General features: G+C 61.3%; 24 protein-coding genes and 1 pseudogene. 11 read left to right on the forward strand and 14 right to left on the reverse strand.

All coding sequences use genetic code 11. The features are described from left to right. Nucleotides 1-3: 3 nt before the first annotated feature. Nucleotides 4-465: a cytochrome c-550 PedF gene (gene pedF, locus AACY30_RS24915; protein WP_339541273.1), complete on the reverse strand. Its 462-nt coding sequence runs from the start codon at nt 463-465 to the stop codon at nt 4-6. Nucleotides 466-720: 255 nt separating this feature from the next. On the opposite strand from pedF, the gene exaA reads away from it, so the two are divergent. Together exaA and AACY30_RS24925 are read left to right on the forward strand one after the other, a co-directional pair. Then, nucleotides 721-2,613 (forward strand): quinoprotein ethanol dehydrogenase, encoded by a 1,893-nt coding sequence (gene exaA / locus AACY30_RS24920; protein WP_339541274.1) that lies wholly within the window; start codon nt 721-723, stop codon nt 2,611-2,613. A 166-nt stretch (nt 2,614-2,779) separates the two neighbouring features. Beyond that, nucleotides 2,780-3,439, forward strand: a complete 660-nt coding sequence (locus tag AACY30_RS24925; RefSeq protein WP_339541275.1) for a pentapeptide repeat-containing protein — start codon at nt 2,780-2,782, stop codon at nt 3,437-3,439. 66 nt (nt 3,440-3,505) lie between these two features. Here the strand turns inward: AACY30_RS24925 and AACY30_RS24930 are convergent, their stop codons facing one another. Beyond that, nucleotides 3,506-4,132: a response regulator transcription factor gene (locus tag AACY30_RS24930; RefSeq protein WP_339468945.1), complete on the reverse strand. Its 627-nt coding sequence runs from the start codon at nt 4,130-4,132 to the stop codon at nt 3,506-3,508. 155 nt (nt 4,133-4,287) lie between these two features. Here AACY30_RS24930 and AACY30_RS24935 point away from each other — a divergent pair, with 155 nt between their 5' ends. Both AACY30_RS24935 and AACY30_RS24940 read left to right on the forward strand, forming a co-directional pair. Next, nucleotides 4,288-4,827, forward strand: a complete 540-nt coding sequence (locus AACY30_RS24935) for a PQQ-dependent catabolism-associated CXXCW motif protein (RefSeq protein WP_339428152.1) — start codon at nt 4,288-4,290, stop codon at nt 4,825-4,827. 27 nt (nt 4,828-4,854) lie between these two features. Then, complete coding sequence (locus AACY30_RS24940) at nt 4,855-5,520, forward strand: response regulator transcription factor (protein WP_049709073.1); 666 nt, start codon at nt 4,855-4,857, stop codon at nt 5,518-5,520. A 44-nt stretch (nt 5,521-5,564) separates the two neighbouring features. Here the strand turns inward: AACY30_RS24940 and AACY30_RS24945 are convergent, their stop codons facing one another. From AACY30_RS24945 to AACY30_RS24955, 3 genes are all read right to left on the reverse strand, one after another. Continuing rightward, a complete protein-coding gene (locus AACY30_RS24945) occupies nt 5,565-7,508 on the reverse strand; it encodes a PAS domain-containing hybrid sensor histidine kinase/response regulator (protein WP_445261455.1) in 1,944 nt (647 codons plus the stop codon). Next, nucleotides 7,450-8,595 carry a nitric oxide-sensing protein NosP gene (gene nosP / locus AACY30_RS24950; RefSeq protein ID WP_339468947.1) on the reverse strand — a complete coding sequence of 382 codons (1,146 nt, stop codon included), beginning with the start codon at nt 8,593-8,595 and terminating at the stop codon, nt 7,450-7,452. Before nosP ends, AACY30_RS24945 begins: the two co-directional genes overlap by 59 nt. Nucleotides 8,596-8,690: 95 nt before the next feature. Beyond that, nucleotides 8,691-9,509 (reverse strand): shikimate 5-dehydrogenase, encoded by an 819-nt coding sequence (locus AACY30_RS24955; protein ID WP_339541276.1) that lies wholly within the window; start codon nt 9,507-9,509, stop codon nt 8,691-8,693. 155 nt (nt 9,510-9,664) lie between these two features. Between AACY30_RS24955 and AACY30_RS24960 the strand changes: the two genes are divergently transcribed. Both AACY30_RS24960 and AACY30_RS24965 read left to right on the forward strand, forming a co-directional pair. Next, a complete protein-coding gene (locus AACY30_RS24960) occupies nt 9,665-10,039 on the forward strand; it encodes a hypothetical protein (protein ID WP_339468951.1) in 375 nt (124 codons plus the stop codon). 223 nt (nt 10,040-10,262) lie between these two features. Next, nucleotides 10,263-10,457 (forward strand): hypothetical protein, encoded by a 195-nt coding sequence (locus AACY30_RS24965; protein ID WP_010211349.1) that lies wholly within the window; start codon nt 10,263-10,265, stop codon nt 10,455-10,457. 285 nt (nt 10,458-10,742) lie between these two features. Here AACY30_RS24965 and AACY30_RS24970 read toward each other — a convergent pair whose 3' ends face one another. Beyond that, nucleotides 10,743-11,810, reverse strand: coding sequence for an AI-2E family transporter (locus AACY30_RS24970; RefSeq protein WP_339468953.1), 1,068 nt, complete (start codon nt 11,808-11,810; stop codon nt 10,743-10,745). A gap of 233 nt (nt 11,811-12,043) precedes the next feature. Here AACY30_RS24970 and trhP point away from each other — a divergent pair, with 233 nt between their 5' ends. Further along, nucleotides 12,044-13,366, forward strand: a complete 1,323-nt coding sequence (trhP, locus tag AACY30_RS24975; protein ID WP_339541277.1) for a prephenate-dependent tRNA uridine(34) hydroxylase TrhP — start codon at nt 12,044-12,046, stop codon at nt 13,364-13,366. A 59-nt stretch (nt 13,367-13,425) separates the two neighbouring features. Here the strand turns inward: trhP and AACY30_RS27625 are convergent, their stop codons facing one another. The 4 genes and pseudogenes from AACY30_RS27625 to AACY30_RS24990 form a co-directional block, all read right to left on the reverse strand. Continuing rightward, nucleotides 13,426-14,247: a methyl-accepting chemotaxis protein gene (locus tag AACY30_RS27625; RefSeq protein WP_445261119.1), complete on the reverse strand. Its 822-nt coding sequence runs from the start codon at nt 14,245-14,247 to the stop codon at nt 13,426-13,428. 36 nt (nt 14,248-14,283) lie between these two features. Then, nucleotides 14,284-15,105: pseudogene (locus AACY30_RS27630) on the reverse strand (cache domain-containing protein); the annotation flags it as partial. A 69-nt stretch (nt 15,106-15,174) separates the two neighbouring features. Next, entirely contained in the window at nt 15,175-16,494 is a 1,320-nt protein-coding gene (locus AACY30_RS24985) for a Na+/H+ antiporter family protein (RefSeq protein WP_339541303.1), read from the reverse strand. A 10-nt stretch (nt 16,495-16,504) separates the two neighbouring features. Next, a complete protein-coding gene (locus tag AACY30_RS24990; protein WP_339468957.1) occupies nt 16,505-16,708 on the reverse strand; it encodes a hypothetical protein in 204 nt (67 codons plus the stop codon). Nucleotides 16,709-16,732: 24 nt separating this feature from the next. On the opposite strand from AACY30_RS24990, the gene AACY30_RS24995 reads away from it, so the two are divergent. Continuing rightward, nucleotides 16,733-18,880 carry a methyl-accepting chemotaxis protein gene (locus AACY30_RS24995; RefSeq protein ID WP_339541278.1) on the forward strand — a complete coding sequence of 716 codons (2,148 nt, stop codon included), beginning with the start codon at nt 16,733-16,735 and terminating at the stop codon, nt 18,878-18,880. A gap of 139 nt (nt 18,881-19,019) precedes the next feature. Here the strand turns inward: AACY30_RS24995 and AACY30_RS25000 are convergent, their stop codons facing one another. Genes AACY30_RS25000 through AACY30_RS25015 form a run of 4 tightly spaced genes read right to left on the reverse strand, consistent with a single transcriptional unit; the run spans nt 19,020 to nt 21,611 of the window. After that, the gene (locus AACY30_RS25000) at nt 19,020-20,333 is read right to left on the reverse strand and encodes a sensor histidine kinase (RefSeq protein ID WP_339541279.1); all 1,314 of its coding nucleotides are present in this window, start codon (nt 20,331-20,333) and stop codon (nt 19,020-19,022) included. Continuing rightward, the gene (locus AACY30_RS25005) at nt 20,330-20,998 is read right to left on the reverse strand and encodes a response regulator transcription factor (protein WP_049709086.1); all 669 of its coding nucleotides are present in this window, start codon (nt 20,996-20,998) and stop codon (nt 20,330-20,332) included. Before AACY30_RS25005 ends, AACY30_RS25000 begins: the two co-directional genes overlap by 4 nt. Then, the gene (locus tag AACY30_RS25010; RefSeq protein WP_339468960.1) at nt 20,998-21,309 is read right to left on the reverse strand and encodes a PepSY domain-containing protein; all 312 of its coding nucleotides are present in this window, start codon (nt 21,307-21,309) and stop codon (nt 20,998-21,000) included. The genes AACY30_RS25005 and AACY30_RS25010 overlap by 1 nt, the downstream gene beginning before the upstream one ends. After that, entirely contained in the window at nt 21,309-21,611 is a 303-nt protein-coding gene (locus AACY30_RS25015) for a PepSY domain-containing protein (RefSeq protein ID WP_065874640.1), read from the reverse strand. Before AACY30_RS25015 ends, AACY30_RS25010 begins: the two co-directional genes overlap by 1 nt. A gap of 158 nt (nt 21,612-21,769) precedes the next feature. On the opposite strand from AACY30_RS25015, the gene AACY30_RS25020 reads away from it, so the two are divergent. The 3 genes from AACY30_RS25020 to AACY30_RS25030 all read left to right on the forward strand — a co-directional run bounded on the left by AACY30_RS25020 (nt 21,770) and on the right by AACY30_RS25030 (nt 23,820). Next, nucleotides 21,770-22,849 (forward strand): patatin-like phospholipase family protein, encoded by a 1,080-nt coding sequence (locus AACY30_RS25020; RefSeq protein WP_339541280.1) that lies wholly within the window; start codon nt 21,770-21,772, stop codon nt 22,847-22,849. A gap of 75 nt (nt 22,850-22,924) precedes the next feature. Beyond that, on the forward strand, nt 22,925-23,281 hold the full coding sequence (queD, locus tag AACY30_RS25025) for a 6-carboxytetrahydropterin synthase QueD (protein ID WP_339468964.1): 357 nt from the start codon (nt 22,925-22,927) through the stop codon (nt 23,279-23,281). Nucleotides 23,282-23,373: 92 nt separating this feature from the next. Next, nucleotides 23,374-23,820 (forward strand): GNAT family N-acetyltransferase, encoded by a 447-nt coding sequence (locus tag AACY30_RS25030; RefSeq protein WP_339468966.1) that lies wholly within the window; start codon nt 23,374-23,376, stop codon nt 23,818-23,820. The last annotated feature ends 2 nt before the right edge of the window (nt 23,821-23,822 follow it).

The following is a 23,822-nucleotide window of genomic DNA, read 5'->3' on the forward strand; positions in this document are numbered from 1 at the left end:
GGCTTACTCCTCGACGTGCACGCTGTCGAGGTAAGTGCGCACCGCCCACAGGGCTTCCTGGCTCAGGTAGTCAGCCATCTTCGGCATGTACACCCGGCCATCGCGCACGGCGCCGTGGCGGACCCGCTCGACAAACCACTCATCCCCGGGGTCGCCGGCATCCAGCATGCGCAGGTCGGGGGCGATCCCGCCGGACTTGGCTTCCAGGCCATGGCACGCCGCGCAGTTCTGGTTGTACGCCGAGGCACCGATTTCGACGGCCTTGTCATGCTCTGAGGAGGTGCGATAAGGGTTGGTCGCGGCCCAGCCATCGGCGTCCAGCGGCACGCCGGCATCCTTGACCGGGGTGAGGCCTTTGGTTTCCACGGCAGTTGGGGTCACGTTGCCGTGGGCCCAGGCGGAACCGGCACCTATCGCAGCGGTAAGGAGGCAGGCGGTCAGCAAGGCGTTGCGTTTTGTTTTCATTATTTTTTCCCCTAAGGAGTGCACGCAAAACCTCTTGGCAGAGGCTATGGCAACCATCTTAGGAAGCGCCCGGCGGCACCCGTATGCTGCTTTGGTGGGCGGGTTCTCATCCGTTGGTAGCAGGCCTTGTGGGGCACTGCTAAATCAGAGGCGGTTCGGGAAATTGTCCCGGCAACACCGGGACTTTTTCCGTATTCGCCAACCCGTCCAGGCAGCAACCTGTGCAGGCCAAAACCTCCACTGGGAACTGCAACCATGACAATAAGATCGCTACCCGCCCGCTCACCCCTAAGCCTTGCCGTGCAAGCCTTTCTGCTGGTGGGCAGCCTGTCCCTCAGTGCTGCAAGCTCTGCTGCCGCCGAACCTGCGAAACCCACCCACAACGTCACTTGGGAAGACATCGCCAACGACCACCTGACGACCAAGGACGTGCTGCAATACGGCATGGGCACCAACGCCCAACGCTGGAGCCCCCTGGCCCAGGTCAACGACAAGAACGTGTTCAAGCTCACCCCGGCCTGGTCCTACTCGTTCGGCGACGAGAAGCAACGCGGCCAGGAATCCCAGGCCATCGTCAATGACGGCGTGGTCTACGTCACCGGCTCGTATTCCCGTGTGTTCGCCCTTGATGCAAAGACCGGCAAGCGCCTGTGGACCTACAACCACCGCCTGCCCGACAACATTCGCCCGTGCTGTGACGTGGTCAACCGTGGCGCGGCGATCTTTGGCGACAAGATCTACTTCGGCACCCTCGACGCGCGCCTGATCGCCCTCGACAAAAACACCGGCAAAGTGGTGTGGAACAAAAAATTCGGTGACCACGCCGCCGGCTACACCATGACCGGCGCCCCGGTGCTGGTCAAAGACAAGGTCAGCGGCAAGGTGCTGCTGATCCACGGCAGCTCCGGCGATGAATTCGGCGTGGTCGGCCAGCTGTTTGCGCGCGATCCGGACACCGGCGAAGAGGTCTGGATGCGTCCGTTCGTGGAAGGCCATATGGGCCGCCTGAACGGCAAGGACAGCACCCCGACCGGCGACGTCAAGGCGCCTTCGTGGCCAGATGACCCGACCACCGAAACCGGCAAAGTCGAGGCCTGGAGCCACGGCGGCGGCGCGCCTTGGCAGAGCGCGAGCTTCGATGCCGAGACCAACACCATCATCGTCGGTGCCGGCAACCCTGGCCCATGGAACACCTGGGCGCGCACGTCCAAAGACGGCAACCCCCACGACTTCGACAGCCTCTACACCTCGGGCCAGGTCGGCGTCGACCCAAGCACCGGCGAAGTGAAGTGGTTCTACCAGCACACGCCGAACGATGCCTGGGACTTCTCCGGCAACAACGAACTGGTGCTGTTCGACTACAAGGACAAGGACGGCAAGGTCATCAAGGCCACCGGCCACGCTGACCGCAACGGTTTCTTCTATGTGGTGGACCGCAACAACGGCAAGCTGCAGAACGCCTTCCCGTTCGTCGACAACATCACCTGGGCCAGCCACATCGACCTGAAGACCGGCCGCCCCGTGGAGAACGAAGGCCAGCGTCCGGCCAAGCCATTGCCCGGTGAAACCAAAGGCAAGCCAGTGGAAGTCTCGCCGCCGTTCCTCGGTGGCAAAAACTGGAATCCCATGGCCTACAGCCAGGACACCGGCCTGTTCTACATCCCGGGCAATCAGTGGAAAGAGGAATACTGGACCGAAGAGGTCAACTACAAGAAAGGCTCGGCTTACCTTGGGATGGGCTTTCGCATCAAGCGTATGTATGACGACCACGTTGGCACTCTGCGTGCGATGAACCCGACCACCGGCAAGGTGGTGTGGGAACACAAGGAAGCCATGCCGCTGTGGGCCGGCGTGCTGGCGACCAAGGGCAACCTGGTGTTCACCGGGACCGGCGACGGTTTCTTCAAGGCTTTCGACGCGAAAACCGGCAAGGAACTGTGGAAGTTTCAGACCGGCAGCGGCATCGTCTCGCCGCCGATCACCTGGGAACAGGATGGCGAGCAGTACGTCGGCGTGACAGTCGGCTATGGCGGCGCGGTGCCGCTGTGGGGCGGCGACATGGCCGAGCTGACCAAGCCGGTGGCACAGGGTGGGTCATTCTGGGTGTTCAAGATCCCGAGTTGGGATAACAAAACCGCGCAAAAATAAGCTTGTAAATGCGGGACCGCCTTGCAGTGAGCGGGCTTGCCCCGCGCTGGGCTGCGAAGCGGCCCCAAACCACGGCGTCTCGGTCTCTCTGAAACACGGCGCCGTCCCTGTTGGGGCGGCTTCGCCGCCCAGCGCGGGGCAAGCCCGCTCACTAAAAGGTCTCGTGATGAACTACCTGCCTTTATTACTGCTGCTGTCACTTCCCTTGGCTCACGCCGCCGACGACGGCGACGACGGCGACGACGCCCCCCTGATCATCAACGGCTGCACCATCGCCGAACACAGCCAGTGCCCCGGCGCCAACCTCAAGGGCGCCAACCTGCGCAACCAGAACCTGAGCAAAATGAACCTGGCCGGTGCCGACTTGCGCGATGCGGATCTGCGCCACGCCAACCTGGACCTCGCCAACCTGGAGAAAGCCCAACTGCAAGGCGCCAACCTGACCCGCGCCAGCCTGCAGCAAGCCAATCTGCGCCTGGCCGACTTCACCGGTGCCACGTTGATGGCCGTGCAAGGCTGGGGGATGTTTGCCCAAGGCGCGCAATTCGAAAACGCCAACCTCAGCGCGGCCTACCTGCAATTTGCACGGTTGTCAGGGGCGAAGATGCACAAGGTCAACCTGCGTGCGGCTGACTTGGAAATGACGTGGTTGAGCAAGGCCGACCTGCAAGGGGCGGACCTCAGTGATGCCAATCTGCAAGAAGCCAAGTTCGGTGAAAGCAACCTGGAGAAAGCCACGCTCACGGGGAGTCGTCAGCATTATGCGAACTTTCAGGATGCGAATATGGAAGGTTGCAAAGATTGCCCCACTACGTGGGATCGATGAACCAATGCGGTTCACTGTGGGAGCTGGCTTGCCTGCTCCCACAGGGGGGGATTTGTGCGCATCAGGTTAACCGGCGATGCGCACCACCCCCATATCAATTCCCAAATGCACCAACTCGGCATGGGAACTCACCTGCAACTTGCTCTTGAGCAAGGTCAGGTAATTGGACACGGTCTTGCTGCTGATACTCAGCTGGGCCGCAATCGAGCGGGCCGGGGTACCTCTGGCGAGCATCAGGAAAATCTCCAGTTCGCGCTGGGTCATGCTCTGCAAACGGCGGTCTGTGGGGTGATAGGCCAGCTGGGTCGCCAGGTCCTGTTCGATATAGGTGTGACCGTCGAGGATGCGCTCCACCGCGTCCAGCATCACCGCAGGCGACGCGCTTTTGGTCAGGTAGCCCGATGCACCCGCCTCCAGAGCCTGGCGCACCAGGGGCAACTCGGCGTGCTGGCTGAAAAACAGCACGCGCAACTGCGGCAAGCGCTGGCGCAGGCGGCGGGTGGTTTCCAGGCCGCTGATACCCGGCAGGCCGAAGCCGATGATCACAAGGTTGGGCACCGCCTCATGCACGCGCGCCAGGGCTTCTTCGCCACTGGCCGCTTCACGCACCAACACACCCGGCAGGCCGCTGCGCAACAGCCCGGCATAGCCCAGGCGGACCACGGCGTGATCATCGACCAACAGGATATTCATAATGCCTCCAATGGCAGCGGCTCTCGTCCCATGCTAGAACCCCGCGCCGCGCCGCGACCTACTACTTTGGTACTGGTTTTGCTGTCTATCGTCGCATTCCCAAGGCAGCGGGACTGGCGTGTAATAGGTGCATAACGATAACGACTGGACCCGCCATGCTGCCCGTTCGACTGCCCCTAGCGGCCCTGTTGTGCCTGTTCATCACGCATGTACACGCCGACCCACCCCTGTTTTCCGCCGACGGCTACCGCATCAGCGTGTACCGCAGCCCTACGCCCGATCAACTGCCCGGGGCGACCATCGTCGACACCCCGGCCCTGCGAGCCCTGCTCAACCAGACGCCCGCGCCGGTCCTGATCGACGTGTACCGGCGCCAGTGGCTGCAAGGCCGTTTCATCGAAGACCAGCCTCACGCCAATCTGCCAGGAAGCCACTGGCTGGCCAACACCGGCGACGGTGACCTCTCACCTGAATGGCAAGGCTATCTCGTGCGACACCTCTACACGTTCACCGGCGGCAACCTGGCACGCCCGCTGGTGTTCTACTGCCGCTCCGATTGCTGGCTGAGTTGGAACGCGGTAAAACGAGCCGCCGAGCTGGGCTATACCTCTGTGTACTGGTATCGCGATGGCTTGGATGCATGGGAAGCGGCAAACCTGCCAGTGATGACTGCCACACCCGAACCCTTTGAATAAAAAACCACAACAAGAAGGTGAACGGCCATGTACAAAATTTTGATTGCCGACGATCACCCGCTGTTTCGCGAGGCGATCCATAACGTTATCAGCGACGGTTTTCCCGGCAGCGAGGTGATGGAAACCGCCGACCTGGACAGTGCCCTCGCCCTGACCCAGGAACACGACGACCTCGACCTGATCCTGCTGGATCTGAACATGCCCGGCATGCACGGCCTCAACGGTTTGATCAACCTGCGCAACGAGTCACCGACTATCCCGGTGGTGATTGTCTCGGCCGAACAGGACAAGCAAATCGTGCTGCAAGCCATCACGTATGGCGCCGTGGGGTTCATCACCAAGTCCTCGCCCCGCCTGCAAATGACCGAGGCGATCCAGCAGATTCTCAACGGCAACGTGTACCTGCCGCCGGACATCATCCGTTCCCAGAAAAACACCGGGCAACGGCGCATGAACGACAATCCCGGTTTCGCCCCGGAGCTGTTGCAGGCACTGACGCGCAAGCAATTGCTGGTGTTGGAACGGATGACCAAGGGCGAGTCGAACAAGCAGATTGCGTACACCCTGGAGATTGCCGAGACCACGGTGAAGGCGCATGTGTCGGCGATCTTGCGCAAGTTGAATGTGCATAATCGGGTGCAGGCGATACTCAGTGCCGGGGATATTGATTTCGGCTCCTACCTGCGGCGCTGAACCGCCAGACAGAACACAAGTTCCCACATTTTGATTGCCTTTTGTCAGGGCCGACTGAGCAGATGACTCATCGCAGTCTTCAGCTTCATCGGCCGCACCGGCTTATGCATCAACGTATGCCCCAGCTCACGAATCTGCTGTTTCAACTCATTGCTGTAATTGGCAGTAATCATCATCGCCGGTATCGCACGGCCCCGCCGCGCGTTGATGCGGGCCACTGCGTCAATGCCGTTCTGGTCGTTGTCGAGGTGGTAATCGGCAATCAGCAAGTCCGCCTCGGCATGGTAGTTGTCCACCTGTCGCGCCAAGTCCTGCTCCGACAGCGCGGTGACCACCCGGCAGCCCCAGCCTTCGAGCAACGTGCGCATGCCTGCACAAATCGCCGCGTCGTTATCCAGCACCCACACGCGCGCACCCTGCAAGCGTTCGAGCATCGGCTCGCTCATGCACGGCGCCGGCGAGGACTTGGGCGCGGTGGCGCTCAACGGCACTTCTACCGAAAACATCGAGCCTTTACCCGGCCAGGATTTGACGCTGATGCGATGGCCGAGCATCCCGGCGATCTTTTCCACGATGGCCAGGCCCAGGCCCAACCCGCGATCCTGATCCGGGCGCTGCACATCGCCGCGCTTGAACTCCTGGAAAATCTCCTCCAGACGCTCTTCGGCAATGCCCATGCCGCTGTCCCATACTTGAATCAACACGCGTTGATGCTGGCGCCGGCAACCCAGTACTACGCGGCCCTTGTAGGTGTAGCGAATCGCATTGCTCAGCAGGTTGCGCAGGATCCGCGCCAGCAGCTGGATATCGCTGCGCACCAGCGCCGAGCAGTCGATAAAGTGCAGCGCCAGCCCCTCGGCGCGGGCCAGTTCGGTGTATTCGACGGCGAGGTTGTCCAGCAACTCACTGAGGGCAAACGGCGCGATATCGGCCTTGATCACCCCGGCATCCAGCTTGGAAATATCCACCAGGGTGCCGAGCAGGTTTTCCACGTCTTCCAGGGAATTGCTGACGTTGCGCACCAGGGTTTCACTGGGGCGTTCGAGCAATGCGCTGGTAAATAGGCGCGCGGCGTTCAGCGGTTGCAGCAGGTCATGGCTGACAGCGGCGAGGAACTTGGTTTTCGACAGGTTGGCCTGTTCGGCCTCCCGCTTGGCTTCACGCAGGCGGGTTTCCATGCGCCGGCGCTCGTCGATTTCCTTGAGCAACTGGTCGTTGAGCGAGGTGAGTTCCGACGTGCGCTGGGCCACGCGTTGCTCCAGGTGCTGGTAGGCCTGGTGCAAGGCCTCAGCGGTGCGCCGGCGTTCGGTGATGTCGCGGATCAATACGAAGATCCCCACCACTTCGCCACTGGCCAACAGGTTCGGCACATAAGAACGCAGCATGTAGCGCTCCTGATTGTTGATGTTGGTTTCGGCGAATTCAAACGTCACGCTTTCCCCCGCCAGGGCGCGGGCGACGTAGGCATCCAGGCGTTGGCAATGCTGCTCGCTGTGCACTTCGCGCAGGCTCTGGCCGAGCATCATGCCGCGCGGCCAGCAGTACCATTCCTCATAGACTTTATTGGTGAATTCGTAGACCAGCTCAGCATTCAGGTAGCCGATCAGCGCCGGCACGTTGTCGGTGATCAGGCGGATCCAGCGTTCGCTTTCCTGGGCCTTTTGCGCCGCTGCCTGTTCGCCGCGCAGGGCTTCGGCGCGCAGCCGGGCGTTGATCAGCAGGTGGTTGCTGGCCTTGAGTTCAGCCATCGCCTGGTTCAGCGCATCAGTGCGTTCGCGTACTTGCTCGGCCAATACCACCGAATGCTGGAAGGTGGTGTAGGGGTTGTTGCCCTGGGTTATGCCGGACTCGATGCGCTCGATCAGCGCCGCATTGATCCGCGCCAGCTTGTGGTTGTCCTGTTGCAGTCGCGCCACCAGGGCGGGCAGGTCAGCGTCGGCCTCGGGCAATGGCGACACCGGTGAAAGTCTGGTTGATGTGCATGCCATTGAACTGTTCTCCGTAGGTGTTGAAGCCCATCACCCGCTGGTCGCGCAGATAGCTGCCGATCTGCTCGAGGGTGCCGTTGTCTTCCAGTTCCAGGCGCCGCAGGAAACAGTCGCAGCCAATGGTCAGCAGCAGGTCGCCAAGGCGCGACTGCAGGCCGTCGAACAGGGTTTGCAGGTTCGGCAGAATCGGGCCGGGCTTCATCGCGGTCAGGACGATGCCGTTTTCCACCGCGCAGTAGAAACTCAGGCTGAGGTCTTCGTGCACCTGCTGGATCGCGCGCACGTAGTACTGGTCGTGGATGCGCACCGCCAGCGGGTGCGCGGCGAAGGTGCGGTGGTCGAGGTTGGCCACGGCCACACCGATATGCCGCGCGTATTCTTCGGCGGCAGGCTCGGCGTTGAGTTCAAAGACCCGTCGCGACGGGCTGTCTGCGCCGGTGACCACCAGCTTTTCCGAGCGCGGCAGGATGTGGTGGGTGGTGAACACCTCGAAATCCAGCCAGGTATTGACCAGTACCACCACCGCTGCGCCGCTGTGGAACACGCCGTTGAAGTAGACGTGGGTGTGCGTGAGGAAATTGTCGTCACCCGCCGAACCGCCAAAGTGCGGGATATCGCCCAACGCGGCGCTGAGGGCCGCGAGCACCATTTCTTCTCGGCTGGACAGGCCATCGAGCAGGGTCAGGGCGAAGGTGTTGCCCTTGATCGGCGCCAGCGTATTGCTGCGGCAACCGCCGACCAGGCGTTCGACCATGTCCTGGGCGTTGATCAGGCTGAAGTGTTCCACCTGGTCGATCAGCTCAGTGGCGATGGAAAAGTGAGCGTGGTTGAAGCCCACCGCCGTGATGCAGTTGCGGCCATAGCCTTGGGACGTGATCTCGCCGGCGCTGGTACAGCCGACCACGCGCACGCTGCCGAAGCATTGTTGCAGCGCGTGGCCCAGAGCCTGCAAATCATAGGAGGCCGAGCAGAAAAACAGCACGAAACCCAGGTACGGATGCAACAGTTGCCGCGCCAGCTCTTCGGCGGCCTGCCCGGCATCGGTGGCCTGGGACATGGCACTGACTACGCCTTCACTGTTGTGCATCGTTGGCTCCCCCTCTGAGGCACAAGTGTACGAAGGGCCAGGGGGGAGACCTATGCTACTTGGGTACTGGGTGGGGGATGCGATGGGATGAGGTTTCAGGCACGCGCAAATGCCACGGCTTTCTCGAATTGCTCAGGGGTCGGACGCACACCGGTATAGAGCACAAATTGCTCCAACGCCTGGATCGCGATTACTTCCAACCCAGTAATCACCCGTTTGCCTTTGGCACGGCCCCGCACGATCAATGGGGTTTCAGAGGGGATCGCCACCACATCGAACACCGTTTCGGCAGCCTCCACGGCTTCGGCATCAAACGCCAGGGCGTGCGCCTCAGGCCCGCCGGTCATGCCGATAGGTGTCACGTTGATCAGCATCTGTGGGCGCAATTCACCCAAGTCGGGCAACCATTCATAGCCCAGGTTCTGCGCCAAGGCGCGGCCTGCGGCTTGATTACGCGCCACTATTACGCCGCTAGCGTAGCCGCCATCGCGCAAGGCACTGGCCACGGCCTTGGCCATGCCGCCGCTGCCACGCAGGGCGAATGTCGATGACTGCGGCACGGCGTGCTTTTTCAGCAGTTGCTCAATGGCGATGTAATCAGTGTTGTAGGCCTTGAGATGCCCATCGGTGTTGACGATGGTGTTTAGCGAGTCGATGGCTTGAACTGAATCGTCGAGTTCGTCCACTAAGGCAATGGCGGCCTCCTTGAACGGCATGGAAACCCCGCAACCACGGACGTTCAGCGCGCGGATACCACCGATCGCGCCGGGCAAATCCTGGCTGCTGAAGGCTTTATAGTAGAAGTTCAGACCCAACTGTTCGTACAGGTGGTTATGAAAACGCAGGCCAAAATTCCCGGGGCGCGCCGACAGCGACATGCACAGCCGCGTGTCCTTGTTGGGGTGCATCTGCATGGGTAACTCCTTGAGTAAGCGATTCGATACAGACCTTACACAACCTTTACCTAGCGGCTGTGCTGTTTTTCAGAAATACGTTGTCTTAAAAGTATCCCCGCGACATTACTTGAGTCCATTGATTGCAGACCACAAGCGCAGGGGCTAACCGAGGAATGACCATGATTCGTACAATCCCCAAGATCGCCTTGCTTGTTGGCGCACTCGCGATGGCAGGCCAAGCCTCCGCCCACGGTGGTGGTTGGGGTGGCCCGGCCGTATTGGGTGCCCTGGTCGGCGCAGCAGTCGTGGGCTCCGTGGTTGCCAGCCAGCCACGTGAGGTCTATGTGCAGCAGCCGGTGTATGTGCAACCGCAACCGGTGTACGCCGCGCCGCCGCCGGTCTATTACGCACCGCCGCCACCGGTGTATGTGCAACAACAGGTCTACTACCGCCCGGCGCCGGTGTATTACGGTCCACCGCGTGGTTATTACGGCCCACCGCGCGGCGGCTACGGCCCCCACCACGGCTACTACGGCCGCGGCTGGTAATCGATCCCGCTGAAACGGGCCTCGCAGGTTGCGAGGCCTTTTTTTGTCTGAAAAGTCCGGATTCATCCTGCAAAGGTCGTTCCGAAGACAATGCCCGCTGCGTATTCGCACATCATCAACACCAATGTCTACTTGCTCGACCGGGCCTCACGCTGTCATGTTTGTGCCACGACACACTGCACTATCGAGCCTGTCCACCCAATAACAACAAGGACGACTGACCATGCCCACGCAAAACCCACACCGCACCGCTGGCCTCTGCACGTCCAGCAAGGTGTACAGCGCCCTCACCGAGCTCAAGCACCTGGAAGGCCACCGCAGCGCCAAATTCCTCGCACTGCTGGCAGAAAACCTGGTGCGCAAGGGTTTGCTCAGTGAGCAGGAAGTGGTGAACATGCTTGATCAGGTCGTGGACTGACGCATCGCGTTGATGTCGACTATCGAGACGGTTGATTTTTCCTACGCCGCCCAGCCCCGTAAGGTGACCTCCATAGCGATTGGAGGTCCTTATGCCTACTGTTCAGATCATGTCCGTCATCGGCAGCGCCGTCCCCGTCCCTCTTCGGGAGCTGGGCTTGCTCGCCTGCTGGTACGTAGTACGCGATGGCGAAGCCATCAGGGGGCCTTTCAGGAGCAGTGGAGAAGCAGTTGCAAGCCTCAAGCTGCAAGCTTGAGGCTAAAAGCTTGAAACTTACAGCTGCCCCTAAGGCAAAGGCAACTTGACCCGCGGCTTGCTTTCCACAAACAACGCCCAACTGGACATGAACAGCGCCGCCACCAGCGGCCCGATCACAAAGCCGTTCAAGCCAAACACCGACAGCCCGCCCAGGGTGGAGATCAGGATCAGGTAGTCCGGCATTTTGGTGTCCTTGCCCACCAGGATCGGACGCAGCACGTTGTCCACCAAACCAATCACAAACACGCCAAACAGCGCCAGCACCACGCCCTGCCAGATCGAGCCGCTCAACAGGAAGTAAGCGGCCACCGGCCCCCACACAATCCCCGCGCCCACCGCCGGCAACAACGACAGAAACGCCATCAATACCGCCCAGAGCAACGCACTCGGGATATCGAGGAACCAGAAGATCAACCCGCCCAGCGCACCCTGGGTCACGGCCACCAGCACATTGCCCTTGACCGTGGCACGCACCACCCGATTGAACTTGAGCTGCAACCGGCGCTTCTGCGGTTCGGCCAGCGGCACCGCCGTGCGCACCTTGCGCACCAGGTCCGGGCCGTCGCGCAGCAGGAAATACAGCAAATACAGCATGGTGAAAAAACTCACCAGGAAATCAAACGTGCCCTGGCCGAAGCTGAACGCCTGGGTCGCAAAGAACTGGCTGCCCTGCATCGCGCTCTTGACGATCTTCTCGCGCAAGCCTTCCAGGTTGCCCATGCCAAAACGGTCGAGCAGGTGCTGGAAATACGGCGGCAGCACGTTTTTGAACTGCTCGATATACGCCGCCACGTCCAACTTACCACTTTCAACGTTTTTATAGAGCGTCGCGCCCTCTTGCACCAGCAAGGAGCTGGTGATGATCACCGGCAGGATCGCAACTATCAAGCAGGCACTCAAGGTGGCCAGGGACGTAAGGTTGCGGTTCCAGCCAAAGCGCTGCTGCAGGCGGCGCTGCATCGGGGCAAAGATAATGCCAAGGATCACCGCCCAGAATACCGCGCCGTAAAACGGCAGCAATATCCAGATAAAGGCAATGGTCACCAGGACCAGCAACAACAGCAGGGTTTTGAATTGCAGGTTGGTTTGATTCATATCCGGTCCATGTCAGAAAAGCAGTGGCCTCGTGTAGGCCCTGTTGCTTAGTCCGCAGCGAAACCTGGGAGTGCCCTGGGTTATCGAACAAGCATAGGCCTCACTCAACGGCTTTGGCCTCCTTCAACAGCGCCTGTCGATACACAGCGATACAAAAAGCCCAAACAACGACCTGGATCAATAAACCGTCGTGGCCGCTCGGCTACCTTCGCGACCTTTTGCGACCCGTGCCCATGCCTCCCATCCTCGCCCCCGAACTGCTCGCCCCTGCCGGCACCCTGAAAAACATGCGCTACGCCTTCGCCTACGGCGCCGATGCGGTCTACGCCGGCCAGCCGCGCTACAGCCTGCGAGTGCGCAACAACGAGTTCGACCACGCCAACCTGGCCCTCGGCATCAAGGAAGCCCACGCGCTGGGCAAACGTTTCTATGTGGTGGTGAACATCGCGCCGCACAACGCCAAGTTGAAGACCTTCCTCAAGGACCTGGCCCCGGTGATCGCCATGGACCCGGATGCGCTGATCATGTCCGACCCCGGGTTGATCATGCTGGTGCGCCGGCACTTCCCGTCGATGCCGATCCATCTGTCTGTGCAGGCCAACACCGTGAACTGGGCCAGCGTGGAGTTCTGGCAGCAGCAAGGGATCTGCCGGGTGATCCTGTCGCGGGAACTGTCCCTGGAAGAGATCGGTGAGATCCGCCAGCAAGTACCGGCCATGGAACTGGAAGTGTTCGTGCACGGTGCCTTGTGCATGGCCTATTCCGGACGCTGCCTGCTCTCGGGTTATATGAACAAGCGTGATGCTAACCAGGGCTCCTGCACCAACGCGTGCCGCTGGAAATACCAGGCCACGCCAGCAGTGGAAAACGCCACGGGCGATATCGTCCAGGTGTTTCAACCGGAACCGACCCTGGGCATTGGCACACCGACCGACCAGGTGTTCCTGCTGCAAGAGGCCAACCGCCCCGATGAGCAAATGCCCGCCTTTGAAGACGAGCACGGCACCTACATCATGAACGCCAAGGACCTGCGCGCGGTGCAGCACGTGGAGCGCCTGACGCACATGGGCGTGCATTCGCTGAAGATCGAAGGCCGCACCAAATCCCATTTCTACTGCGCGCGCACCACACAGGTGTATCGCCGCGCAATCGATGATGCGGTGGCCGGTCGCGCCTTCGACCGCAGCCTGATGACCGACCTCGAATCCCTGGCCCAGCGCGGCTACACCGAGGGTTTCCTGCGCCGCCATGTGCACGATGAGTACCAGAACTACCAGAGCGGCAGCTCGGTGTCGCAGCGTCAGCAATTCGTCGGAGAGCTGACCGGCGAGCGTCGGGGCGAGTTGGCCGAGGTCAAGGTGAAGAACCGCTTTACGGTGGGCAATCACCTGGAATTAATGACACCGGCCGGCAATTTTCACTTTGATCTGGAGAGGATGCACAACAGCCGGGGCGAGGCTGTCGAGGTCGCGCCGGGAGATGGGCACACGGTGTATGTACCGGTCCCGGCGGAGATGGATGTGCGCTTTGGCTTGCTGATGCGTGATGTCTTGTAGCCGCTGGATCGCTTCTTAACACCGCCGAGCATGGGTGGTTTCAGCTTGCTATGGCGGCTTCAGATCCTGAACTGACCGACCAATTGCCCCAACCGTTGACCCAGCTCCGCCAGGCTACGTGAGGTCTGCGCGCCCAGCTGGGTCTCGTCGGCCACGCTGTCCACCGCCACGGCAATCTGATGCACGCTGCGGTTGATCTCTTCGGCGACCGCGGTCTGCTCTTCGGCGGCGCTGGCGATCTGGGCGTTCATCGAATTGATGGTGCCGATCAACTGGGCAATGGTGTCCAGCGACGCGCCAGCTTCGTTGGCCTGGGCCGAGGTGCCATCCCCGGCATCGCTGGAACGGCGCATGGCCTCCACGGCGGCTTCGGTGCCTTTTTGCAGACGATCGATCATGCCCTGGATTTCCTGGGTGCTGGTCTGGGTGCGGCTGGCCAGGGCACGCACTTCATCGGCGACCACGGCAAAACCACGCCCGGCCTCCCCTGCCCGCGCCGCTTCGATCGCCGCGTTGAGCGCCAGCAGGTTGGTCTGTTCGGCGATGGAGCGGATCACGCTGAGGACACTGACGATAGAGGACACGTCTTGCTGCAAGCTGTCGAGGGACACACCGCTGCTACGGATGTCGTTCACCAGCGCATGGATCTGCGCGATGCTGCCGTCCACCACGCGCTTGGCGGCCTGGCCTTCGGCGTCGGTTTGCTGGGCAGCCACCGAGGCGCCCTGGGCACTGCGCGCCACTTCTTGCGCAGCGGACGACATCTGGTTGATCGCAGTCGCCACCTGGTCGGTCTCGTGGCGCTGGCGCTCCATGGCCTGTTCGGAGCGCTGGGCCTGGTCGGAGACCTGGCTGACCAGGCCAGTGAGTTGGGTGGTCATCTCGGTAATCTGGCGCACCAGGCCGTGGATCTTGTCGACAAAGCGGTTGAACGCGCCGGCAAGATCGCCCAGCTCGTCCTGGCTGGTGATGGCCAGGCGGCGGGTCAAGTCGCCTTCGCCGGCAGCGATATCGTCGAGGTTGGCTTTCATCAAGGTCAGCGGACGCAGGATGGTATTGGCCAGCACCATGCCGACGGCAGCGATCACCAGCAGCACCACCACGGCCACGCCGAGGATGCTCAGCAACACGCCTTCCATGCGTTTCTGCACCTTGGCCTCGACCACCGCGACCTGGGCTTCGATGCCGTCCAAGTTGACGGAGGTACCGATGACCATGTCCCATTTAGGCAGGTATTCGGTGTAGCCCATTTTGGGCACGAGTTCGGTCTGCCCCGGTTGGGTCGAGCTGTATTGCAGGTAGTGGGTGCCGTCCTTGCCGACCTTGACCAGGTCGCGGTTGACGTAGACGCCGTTGGGGTCGCGGTTGTCCTTGAAGCTCTTGCCCACGCCGTCTGGGCTGTTGCCCTTGAACAGGCGGATGGTCTCGGAGTCATAGCCGAAGAAGTAGCCGTCCTTGCCGTAGCTGGTGTTGGACAGCAACTTGACCACCTCTGCGCGCGCGGCGGTATCGCCGGGGGCGGCGGCGTCGTAGAGCGGCTTGACGGTGCTCATGGCCACTTCTACATAACTTTGCAGGGTAGCCTTGGCTTCGTTGAGCAGGCGCTGGCGGGTTTCATCCACCTCGTTGCGCGCCTGTCCTTGCAGGATCCACACGGTGGTCAGGCTGATGACCACCGCAAACAGCAACACCGGCACTACGGCGAGGGACAGAACTTTGGCCTTGAGGCTCAGACGCATGGCTTTTCTCTCTTATTAGTCACGACTTGAGAGGCTATCGGCCAATTGCGCGGATTCTGTAGCGGGCCGTCAGAGGGTCATCGCCGCCAGCCAGCCAAACGCCAGCAATGGCAGGTTGTAGTGCAGGAACGTCGGCACCACAGTGTCCCAGATATGGTGGTGCTGGCCGTCGATATTCAGGCCGGAGGTCGGGCCGAGGGTGGAGTCAGAAGCCGGTGAGCCGGCGTCACCCAAGGCACCCGCCGTGCCGACGATGCACACGATGGCGACCGGGCTGAAGCCCAGTTGCACACACAGCGGCACAAAGATCGCGGCCAGGATCGGCACGGTGGAGAACGACGAACCGATGCCCATGGTCACCAGCAGCCCGACCAGCAACATCAGCAATGCCCCCACGCCACGGCTATGGCCGATGAACGCCGCCGACGTCTCCACCAGCGAGCGCACATCGCCGGTGGCTTTGAGCACTTCGGCAAACCCCGACGCGGCAATCATGATGAAGCCGATCATCGCCATCATCTTCATGCCTTCGGTGAACAGGTCATCGGTATCGCGCCAGCGCACGATGCCCGACACCGAGAAGATCAGGAACCCGGCCAGTGCGCCGATGATCATCGAGTCCAGCCACAATTGAATGATGAACGCCGAAGCAATCGCCACCCCAGCCACCAGCAGGGTCAACGGGTTGTACTGCACCGCCACCTGCTCGACGCGCTCGATTTTTTCCAGGTTGTACACACGCTTTTTGCGGTAGCTGATAAACACTGCCACCAGCAGGCCGACCACCATGCCCAGGGCCGGCAAGCTCATGGCGTGGGTGACGCTGACCTGGCTGATGTCCACGCCGCTCTTGGCCACGTTGGCCAGCAGGATCTGGTTGAGGAAGATATTGCCAAAGCCCACCGGCAGGAACATGTAGGGCGTGATCAGGCCGAAGGTCATCACGCAGGCGATCAGGCGGCGGTCCAGTTGCAGCTTGGTCAGCACATACAACAGCGGCGGCACCAGCAACGGGATAAACGCAATGTGGATCGGCAGGATGTTCTGCGAGGCAATCGCCACCCCCCACAGCAGGCCGATCAATAGCCATTTGACGTGACTGCCACCGCTGGCTTCCTGGCGGTCCACCCGCAGCAGCGCCTTGTCGGCCAGGGCATGAGCCAGGCCAGACTTGGCAATCGCCACCGCGAAAGCGCCGAGCAAGGCGTAGGACAAAGCCACGGTGGCACCACCGCCCAAACCGCCATTGAAGGCCGTGAGCGTGGCGTCGATGCCCAGCCCACCGGTAAGGCCGCCCACCAGTGCGCCAACGATGATGGCGATGACCACATGCACGCGGGACAGGCTGAGCACCAGCATGGTGCCGACCGCGGCAATAACTGCGTTAATCATGGTTACCTCAAGCAAAAAACGTAAACAACAGGCATGCCTGCGCCCGGGCGGCCATCGGGCGGCAGCCGACGTACAGGCTTGAAGGAGGTCTTATTAGAGGGCGCGCACTTTGCCGCAGGTGGGCGCGCATGTCAAAAAGCGGCGCCGCTTTCAGGTTTAAATTGATCGTTTGAATTAAGAAAATTTGAACTCGGCCGATAACCGGGCTCATGTGTTTTCAGGTAAGGATGTACCGATGTCGCTTAGGCAGCTCTCCATTCAATGGAAAATCACCCTGCTCGCCGGCCTGTGCCTGCTGGGAATCGTGACCCTGCTGGTGGGTCTGTCGCTGTATCGCATGGAGCAGAGTTCGCAGCAGGTCAAGGCGTCCAGCATGCAGATGCTGGATGAAGCCGCCCAGGCGCGCATCGAAGCCCAAGGCGAAGTGCAGGCGCTGGGTATTCGGCAGCAGTTCATGGACGCCTATCAGTACGGCCATGGTTTTTCTCGTCAGGTGCTGTTCTTGCGCGAACAGGCGGAAAAACGCTTTCTCGACGCCTTCGACACCCGCGAAGACCTGACCCGCCAGGTCAAGGCCGCGTTGCAGGCCAACCCGGACTTGCTCGGTTTGTCCCTGGTGTTCGAAGCCAATGCCCTGGATGGCAAGGATGAGTTGTTCGCAGGCCAAGCCGAACTGGGCAGTAACGACAAAGGCCGCTTCGCCCTGTACTGGTCGCAGCCGACACCCGGCAAGCTGACCTCAATGGCCTTGCCGGAAAGCGACATGTCCGACGCCAGCGTCGGCCCCAGCGGTGAAAAGGCCAACGCCTGGTTCACCTGCCCGCGCACCACCCTCAAGCCGTGCGTGATCGAACCCTACTTTTATGTGATCGACGGACAAAACGTGCTGATGACCAGCATCGTTTTTCCGTTGATGGTCAATGGCAAAGTCATCGCCTCGTTATCGGTCGACATCAACCTCAACAGCCTGCAGGCCGTGAGCCAACAGGCCAGCCACAAGCTGTATGACGGCCAGACCCACGTCAGCATCCTCAGCCCTACAGGTTTGCTCGCCGGCCACAGCCAGGACGCCAGCAAGCTCAGTCAGCGCCTGGACCAGGTCGACAGCGCCAACGGCGCACAATTGATCAGCGCACTGTCTGGCAGCACCCACATCCGCAGCCTGCGTAGCGACCACCAACTCAAGGTGCTGGCGCCGTTCGCGCCGATCCCGGATGGCAAGCCGTGGGGCGTGTTGCTGGATGTGCCGGAGAAAGTCCTGGTAGGCCCGGCCGAAGCGCTCAAGGCGCAACTGGACGCCGACAACACGCGCGGCACCCTGCTTGAACTGGGCCTGGGCCTGCTGGCGGCAGTGGTCGGCCTGATCCTGGTGTGGCTGATGGCACGCAGCGTGACCCGGCCGATCCTCGGCGTAGCGCAGATGCTCGAAGACATTGCCAGCGGCGAAGGCGACCTGACCCGACGCCTGGCCTACGACAAGCAGGACGAGTTGGGCCAACTGGCCGGCTGGTTCAACCGTTTCCTGGACAAGCTGCAACCGATCATCGCCGAGGTGAAGCGTTCGGTGCAGGACGCCCGTGGCACCGCCGACCAGTCCGCCGCAATTGCCACGCAAACCAGCGCCGGCATGGAACAGCAGTATCGTCAGGTCGACCAAGTGGCCACTGCTTCCCACGAAATGAGCGCCACCGCCCAGGATGTGGCGCGCAGCGCTGCGCAGGCGGCCCAAGCTGCACGCGATGCCGACCAGGCGACCCGCGACGGCCTCACAGTAATCGACCACACGACCCGCAATATCGGGGAGTTGGCGGCGGATATGAGCACGGCCATGAACCAGGTCGAAGGCCTGGCTGCCAATAGCGAAAAAATCGGTTCGGTGCTGGAAGTGATTCGTGGTATTGCCGAACAGACTAACCTGTTGGCGCTCAACGCCGCCATCGAAGCGGCCCGCGCCGGTGAGGCTGGACGTGGCTTTGCGGTGGTGGCTGATGAAGTGCGCAACCTGGCGCGGCGCACCCAGGAGTCCGTCGAGGAAACCCGCCTCGTCATCGAGCAGTTGCAAGGCGGCACAGAAGAGGTCGTCAGCGCCATGGACAACAGCTATCGCCAGGCCCAGGGCAGCGTCGAACAAGTTGGCGAGGCGGTGACCGCCCTTCGCCAGATCGGCGAGGCCGTCACGGTGATCAGCGACATGAACCTGCAAATCGCCAGCGCTGCCGAAGAGCAAAGCGCGGTGGCCGAGGAAATCAACAGCAATGTGGCGACGATTCGCGATGTGACCGAATCGCTGTCGGAACAGGCGAATGAATCGGCGCGGGTGAGCCAGGCGTTGAATAGCCTGGCGAATCAGCAGCAGGGGTTGATGGATCAGTTCCGGGTCTGACGGTGTAATAGATCCAATGTGGGGCTTGCTCGCGAATCCGGTACATCAGTCGACATATTCAGAGACTGACACACTGCATTCGCGAGCAAGTCGAATCGTCGCACCGCCGCTCCCACATTTTGATTGTGGTGTGTCAGGACTAACGCTTGGGCAACTCAATCAGTACTTTCAAACCGCCCAACGCACTTTCCTGCAACTGCAACACCCCGCCCCACACCTCGACGATATCCCGCACGATGCCCAACCCCAGGCCATGCCCATCAATCTGTTCATCCAGCCGTGCGCCGCGGCTGAAGACTTGATCGCGCAGGGTTTCGGGTATACCGGGACCGTCGTCCTCCACCGCCAGCACGTAGCTGTGCACAGTCTCTGTGACGGCCAGGCGCACCTCGGCATCCGCCCATTTGCAGGCGTTATCCAACAGATTGCCCAGCAGCTCCAGCAGGTCTTCACGGTCCCAGGGCAGTTGCAGCCCGGGCGCGGCGTGATAGCTCAGGTCCAGGTGCTCACCGTGGATCATGTTCAAGGTGGCGAGCAGGCCCGGCAATTCTTTGTCACAGTCGAACAACGCTCCCGGCAAGGTTTCACCGGCCAGGCGCGCACGGTTGAGTTCACGGTTGAGGCGTTGCTGCACGTGTTCCAAGTGATCACGCAGCAGCTTGCTCAGTTCAGGGTGATCCTTCAGCGCTTCGCTTGACGCCGCGCTCAAGAGTACCGCCAGCGGGGTCTTGAGGGCGTGTCCGAGGTTGCCCAAGGCATTGCGCGAACGCTTGAGGCTGTCTTCGGTGTGGGCCAGCAAGTGGTTGATCTGCGCCACCAGCGGCTCCAGCTCCAGCGGCACCTGGGTGTCGAGTTGCGAACGCTGGCCCTGTTGCAGTTGAGCAATCTGGTTACGTGCGGTTTCCAAGGGCCTCAAGGCGCGGCGCACGGTGAGCCGTTGCAGGACCAACACCAGCAGCAGCGCCGCCAGCCCCAGCACCAGACCGATCTGACGCATCAGGCGAAAGCTTTCCCGCACCGGCGTGTAGTCCTGGGCCACGCTGATGGAAATCGACTGCCCGAAGCGTTTGTAGTCCTCGCGCAACACCAACAGTTGCTGACCTTCCGGCCCCAGTTGCAGGTTGCCCTTGAGGCCGGCCTCGGACAGTTGCGGCAGCTCCTGGTCCCACAGCGAGCGGGAGCGCCAGTGCGTATCGGCGAAATCAATGCGGAAATAGTGCCCGGAAAACGGTCGTTGGTACGCTGGCGACAAGCGTTTCTCATGCAGTTGCAAGCCATCTGGGCCGCGTACCAGCGCCACCAGCAGGCTCTCACTGTCGTTGCGCAGACCCGCTTCCAGGTAGCGCTGCAAGCCCGCTTCAAACAACCAAAGACTGGTTTGCGCCAACGCAACGCCGACAATCACCATCACGCTGACCAGGCCCAGGCTCAGGCGCCGCTGGATCGACCTCATTCGGCGCTGGCGCCAAACCGGTAACCCTGGCCGCGCCGGGTTTCGATCACGCTGCGCCCCAACTTGCGGCGTAGGTGGTTAACGTGGACTTCCAGCACATTGGAGTCGCGCTCGGTTTCGCCATCATACAAATGCTCGGCCAAGTGGCTTTTCGACAGGATTTGCTCGGGATGCAGCATGAAGTAGCGCAACAGGCGGAATTCGGCGGCGGTCAGCTGGATCTCTGCACCATCGCGCAGCACGCACTGACGCCCTTCATCCAAGTGCAGGCCAGCCGCTTGCAGGGTGGGCTGATTGGCCTGCCCATGGGAGCGGCGCAGCAGCGCCTGGATGCGCAGGTGCAGTTCCTCGGGATGGAACGGTTTACTCAGGTAATCGTCGGCGCCAGCCTTGAGCCCTTCGATGCGCTCGGCCCAGGAGTCACGCGCGGTGAGAATCAGTACCGGGATGGCCAGCGCGGCGGCCCGCCATTGCGCCAGTACTTCAAGCCCAGGCAAACCGGGCAGGCCAAGGTCGAGGATGATCAGGTCATAGGGTTCGCTGCGTCCCTGGTACACCGCATCGCGGCCATCAGCCAGCCAATCGACGGCATAGCCCTGGCGTTGCAAGCCGGCCAACAGTTCATCGGCCAGAGGTACGTTGTCTTCCACCAAAAGCAGGCGCATCAGTCTTCCTCGTCTTTGATCAGCGCACCCGTGGATGCATCCAACTTGATCTCACGCACCACGCCGTCGGCGGTGACCAGTTCCACTTCATAGGCATATTTACCGTGCTTTTTCTCAAGTTCGGCCTCCAGCAGACGCGACCCCGGATGACGCGCCATGGCCTGGTCCAGCAACTGCTCCAGCGACAGGATCACGCCGTTCTGGCGCAGGACCAAGGCCTCGTCCTGATCAAGATCGCGGGCTGCCAGGCTTGAGCAAAAAACCAGGAGCAGCAACGCCATTCGACTGCCGGCGTATAAATTTACCTTCATTACGTTTCCTGATGATTCTTGAGAACCTGCCCGGTGAGCGCGTCCAATTCAACCTCCCACTCGATGCCGTCGGTATCCTCCAGTTCAACTTGGTAAAGATACTTGCCGTACTCCTCGTCCAGGTCGGTATCCAGCAGTGTTGAACCCGGGTGCAAGGCCAGGGCCGTGGCTTCCAACTGATCAAAGGCGATAATTGTAACAGTGGCAGGCACTTTCAGTGGTTTGTCGGGGTCCACGGCTTGGGCCTGGATCGCCGTGAAGGCGATGATACCGGCGGCGACCAGCCCTGTAAGGCGCTTCATGGGGAGTCTCCGTTTCAAGATTTTTCCTGCGTCGGCCACCGTACCTGTAGCAACTTAATTGAAACTGAATTGCCATCATGGCAATTTCCGACATCCCCCTTCCCCAATTATTGTGCGAGATTTTCTATACAACCCTGCTCGCTTCCACAGAGACCGGTATGACAGCGATTCACATCAAGTTTCCAGCCCTGACCCTAAAGGCCGGTAAACGCGCCTTTGCGCGCATTCGCGAACAGGGCCTGGCGCCTGCCGACGTCGGCATCCTGCCTGGCGCGGCCGGCGGCCCCAAGGCGCTGGGTATCCAAGGCCTGGACCTGGCGCTGTTTGGCGATTGGTTGCCGCGTGCACCACGGGAACGCGCGCTGATCGGCGCGTCCATCGGCTCCTGGCGGTTTGCCAGTGCGTGCCTGCCGGACCCGGTGCAAGGTCTGCTGGACCTCGGGCGCCTGTATAACGAACAACGCTTTGCCAAAGGCGTGAGCATGGCCACAGTCAGCCAGAGCTGCCAGCGCATGCTCGACGACCTGCTGGCCGGCCGCGATGCGCAGGTGTTGGAAACACCCCACTATCGCCTCAACATCATGGTGGTCAAGAGCCACGGCCTGCTTGCCGATGATCACCGTGGGCGCCTCGGGCTGGGCTTGTCGTCGGTGATTGCCGATAATTTGCGTGGCCGCGCACGGCTGTCGCGGCACTTCGAACGGCTGATCATCCACGACCCGCGCCAGGCGCCGCCGGTGCATCCTTTGAAGGATTTTCCGTCACGCTTCCTCGACCTGGAAGTGGGCAACCTGCGCCAGGCGCTGCTGGCGTCGGGCTCGATCCCCATGGTGATGCAAGGCGTACGCGACCTGCCCGGCGCGGGCGCCGGCACCTACCGCGACGGCGGCCTGCTCGACTACCACCTCGACCTGCCTTATCACGGCGATGACATTGTGCTGTACCCGCACTTTACTGACCGGGTCATTCCCGGCTGGTTCGACAAAGGCCTGCCGTGGCGGCGCAGCAATCCGCAGGGTTTGCAGGATGTATTGCTTCTGGCGCCGTCCAAGGACTACCTCGCCCGCCTGCCCCACGGCAAACTGCCGGACCGCAGCGACTTCAAGCGCTTTATGGGCGACGATCCGAGCCGCAACACATATTGGCAGACCGCGATGAGCGAAAGCCGGCGGTTGGGGGATGAGTTTCTTGAGCTGGCGGATAACGGAAAATTGGGCGAGCACTTACTGGCGCTATGACCAAGCGGTATGCGCGACAAGGGATCAAGCTGTTAAACTCGCCGCCTGCCAGACATCGACCGAGCTGAAAACACTGTGGAAATCTTCAAGGAATTTACATTCGAATCCGCCCACCGCCTGCCCCACGTACCGGAAGGCCATAAATGCGGGCGCCTGCATGGGCATTCGTTCAAGGTGGCGATCCACCTGAGCGGCGACCTGGATCCCCATACCGGCTGGATTCGCGACTTCTCGGAGATCAAGGCGATTTTCAAGCCGCTCTACGAACGCCTCGACCACAACTACCTGAATGACATCCCAGGCCTGGAAAACCCGACCAGCGAAGTGCTCGCCAGGTGGATCTGGAATGAGCTGAAACCCTTGCTGCCTGAGCTCAGTGCGATTCGCATCCACGAGACCTGCACCAGCGGCTGCATTTATCACGGCGAGTAAGCCTGCGATATGAAAAAACCACCCACGCGGTGGTTTTTTTGTGCCTGCCCCCCTTACAGTCGTGGCTACGCTGCCACTAGGAGCACGCGGCTATGATGCGCCCCGCCACTGTCCATGATGTTGTAGCCATCGAGGCCATCGTCCAGGCAGCTTACTCGCCGTATATCGCACGAATCGGCCGTAAACCCGGGCCGATGCTCGAGGATTATCGCCAACGGGTGGAAGCCGGCGGCGTGCACGTGCTGGAAAACGCACGGCGAGTCCAGGGCTTTATTGTCCTGCTGGAGGCCGACGGCGCGCTGTTGCTGGATAACCTGGCCGTCGCCCCTGAGGCACAGGGCCTGGGTTTCGGGCGGTTGCTGTTGGACTTTGCCGAACAGCAGGCGATCGACGCAGGTTTCGCTGTGGTCCGCCTTTATACCAATGAAGCCATGACCGAGAACATCGCGCTCTACCATCGCCGCGGCTATGTTGAAACCCATCGCGCCGAGGAACACGGCCTGCGGCGCATATACATGACCAAGCATCTCCAGGAGTAACC

The organism is Pseudomonas sp. RA_5y_Pfl1_P24, from assembly GCF_963970945.1.
GTDB classification, from domain to species: Bacteria; Pseudomonadota; Gammaproteobacteria; order Pseudomonadales; family Pseudomonadaceae; genus Aquipseudomonas; species Aquipseudomonas tritici.

Bases quoted from the DNA above. Each gene is read 5' to 3' on its own strand.
- AACY30_RS24990 (WP_339468957.1), bottom strand. From the start codon at position 16,708: ATGAGCCCGGTTATCGGCCGAGTTCAAATTTTCTTAATTCAAACGATC.
- AACY30_RS27625 (WP_445261119.1), bottom strand. From the start codon at position 14,247: ATGACCACCCAACTCACTGGCCTGGTCAGCCAGGTCTCCGACCAGGCC.
- AACY30_RS24955 (WP_339541276.1), bottom strand. From the start codon at position 9,509: ATGCAGATGCACCCCAACAAGGACACGCGGCTGTGCATGTCGCTGTCG.
- AACY30_RS24970 (WP_339468953.1), bottom strand. From the start codon at position 11,810: ATGAATCAAACCAACCTGCAATTCAAAACCCTGCTGTTGTTGCTGGTC.
- AACY30_RS24945 (WP_445261455.1), bottom strand. From the start codon at position 7,508: ATGGCATGCACATCAACCAGACTTTCACCGGTGTCGCCATTGCCCGAG.
- AACY30_RS24965 (WP_010211349.1), top strand. From the start codon at position 10,263: ATGCCCACGCAAAACCCACACCGCACCGCTGGCCTCTGCACGTCCAGC.
- exaA (WP_339541274.1), top strand. From the start codon at position 721: ATGACAATAAGATCGCTACCCGCCCGCTCACCCCTAAGCCTTGCCGTG.
- AACY30_RS24960 (WP_339468951.1), top strand. From the start codon at position 9,665: ATGACCATGATTCGTACAATCCCCAAGATCGCCTTGCTTGTTGGCGCA.
- AACY30_RS25005 (WP_049709086.1), bottom strand. From the start codon at position 20,998: ATGCGCCTGCTTTTGGTGGAAGACAACGTACCTCTGGCCGATGAACTG.
- AACY30_RS25015 (WP_065874640.1), bottom strand. From the start codon at position 21,611: ATGAAGCGCCTTACAGGGCTGGTCGCCGCCGGTATCATCGCCTTCACG.
- trhP (WP_339541277.1), top strand. From the start codon at position 12,044: ATGCCTCCCATCCTCGCCCCCGAACTGCTCGCCCCTGCCGGCACCCTG.
- AACY30_RS24930 (WP_339468945.1), bottom strand. From the start codon at position 4,132: ATGAATATCCTGTTGGTCGATGATCACGCCGTGGTCCGCCTGGGCTAT.
- AACY30_RS24940 (WP_049709073.1), top strand. From the start codon at position 4,855: ATGTACAAAATTTTGATTGCCGACGATCACCCGCTGTTTCGCGAGGCG.
- AACY30_RS25030 (WP_339468966.1), top strand. From the start codon at position 23,374: ATGATGCGCCCCGCCACTGTCCATGATGTTGTAGCCATCGAGGCCATC.
- AACY30_RS24935 (WP_339428152.1), top strand. From the start codon at position 4,288: ATGCTGCCCGTTCGACTGCCCCTAGCGGCCCTGTTGTGCCTGTTCATC.
- pedF (WP_339541273.1), bottom strand. From the start codon at position 465: ATGAAAACAAAACGCAACGCCTTGCTGACCGCCTGCCTCCTTACCGCT.
- AACY30_RS24995 (WP_339541278.1), top strand. From the start codon at position 16,733: ATGTCGCTTAGGCAGCTCTCCATTCAATGGAAAATCACCCTGCTCGCC.
- AACY30_RS25000 (WP_339541279.1), bottom strand. From the start codon at position 20,333: ATGAGGTCGATCCAGCGGCGCCTGAGCCTGGGCCTGGTCAGCGTGATG.
- AACY30_RS25020 (WP_339541280.1), top strand. From the start codon at position 21,770: ATGACAGCGATTCACATCAAGTTTCCAGCCCTGACCCTAAAGGCCGGT.
- nosP (WP_339468947.1), bottom strand. From the start codon at position 8,595: ATGCACAACAGTGAAGGCGTAGTCAGTGCCATGTCCCAGGCCACCGAT.
- AACY30_RS24925 (WP_339541275.1), top strand. From the start codon at position 2,780: ATGAACTACCTGCCTTTATTACTGCTGCTGTCACTTCCCTTGGCTCAC.
- AACY30_RS25010 (WP_339468960.1), bottom strand. From the start codon at position 21,309: ATGAAGGTAAATTTATACGCCGGCAGTCGAATGGCGTTGCTGCTCCTG.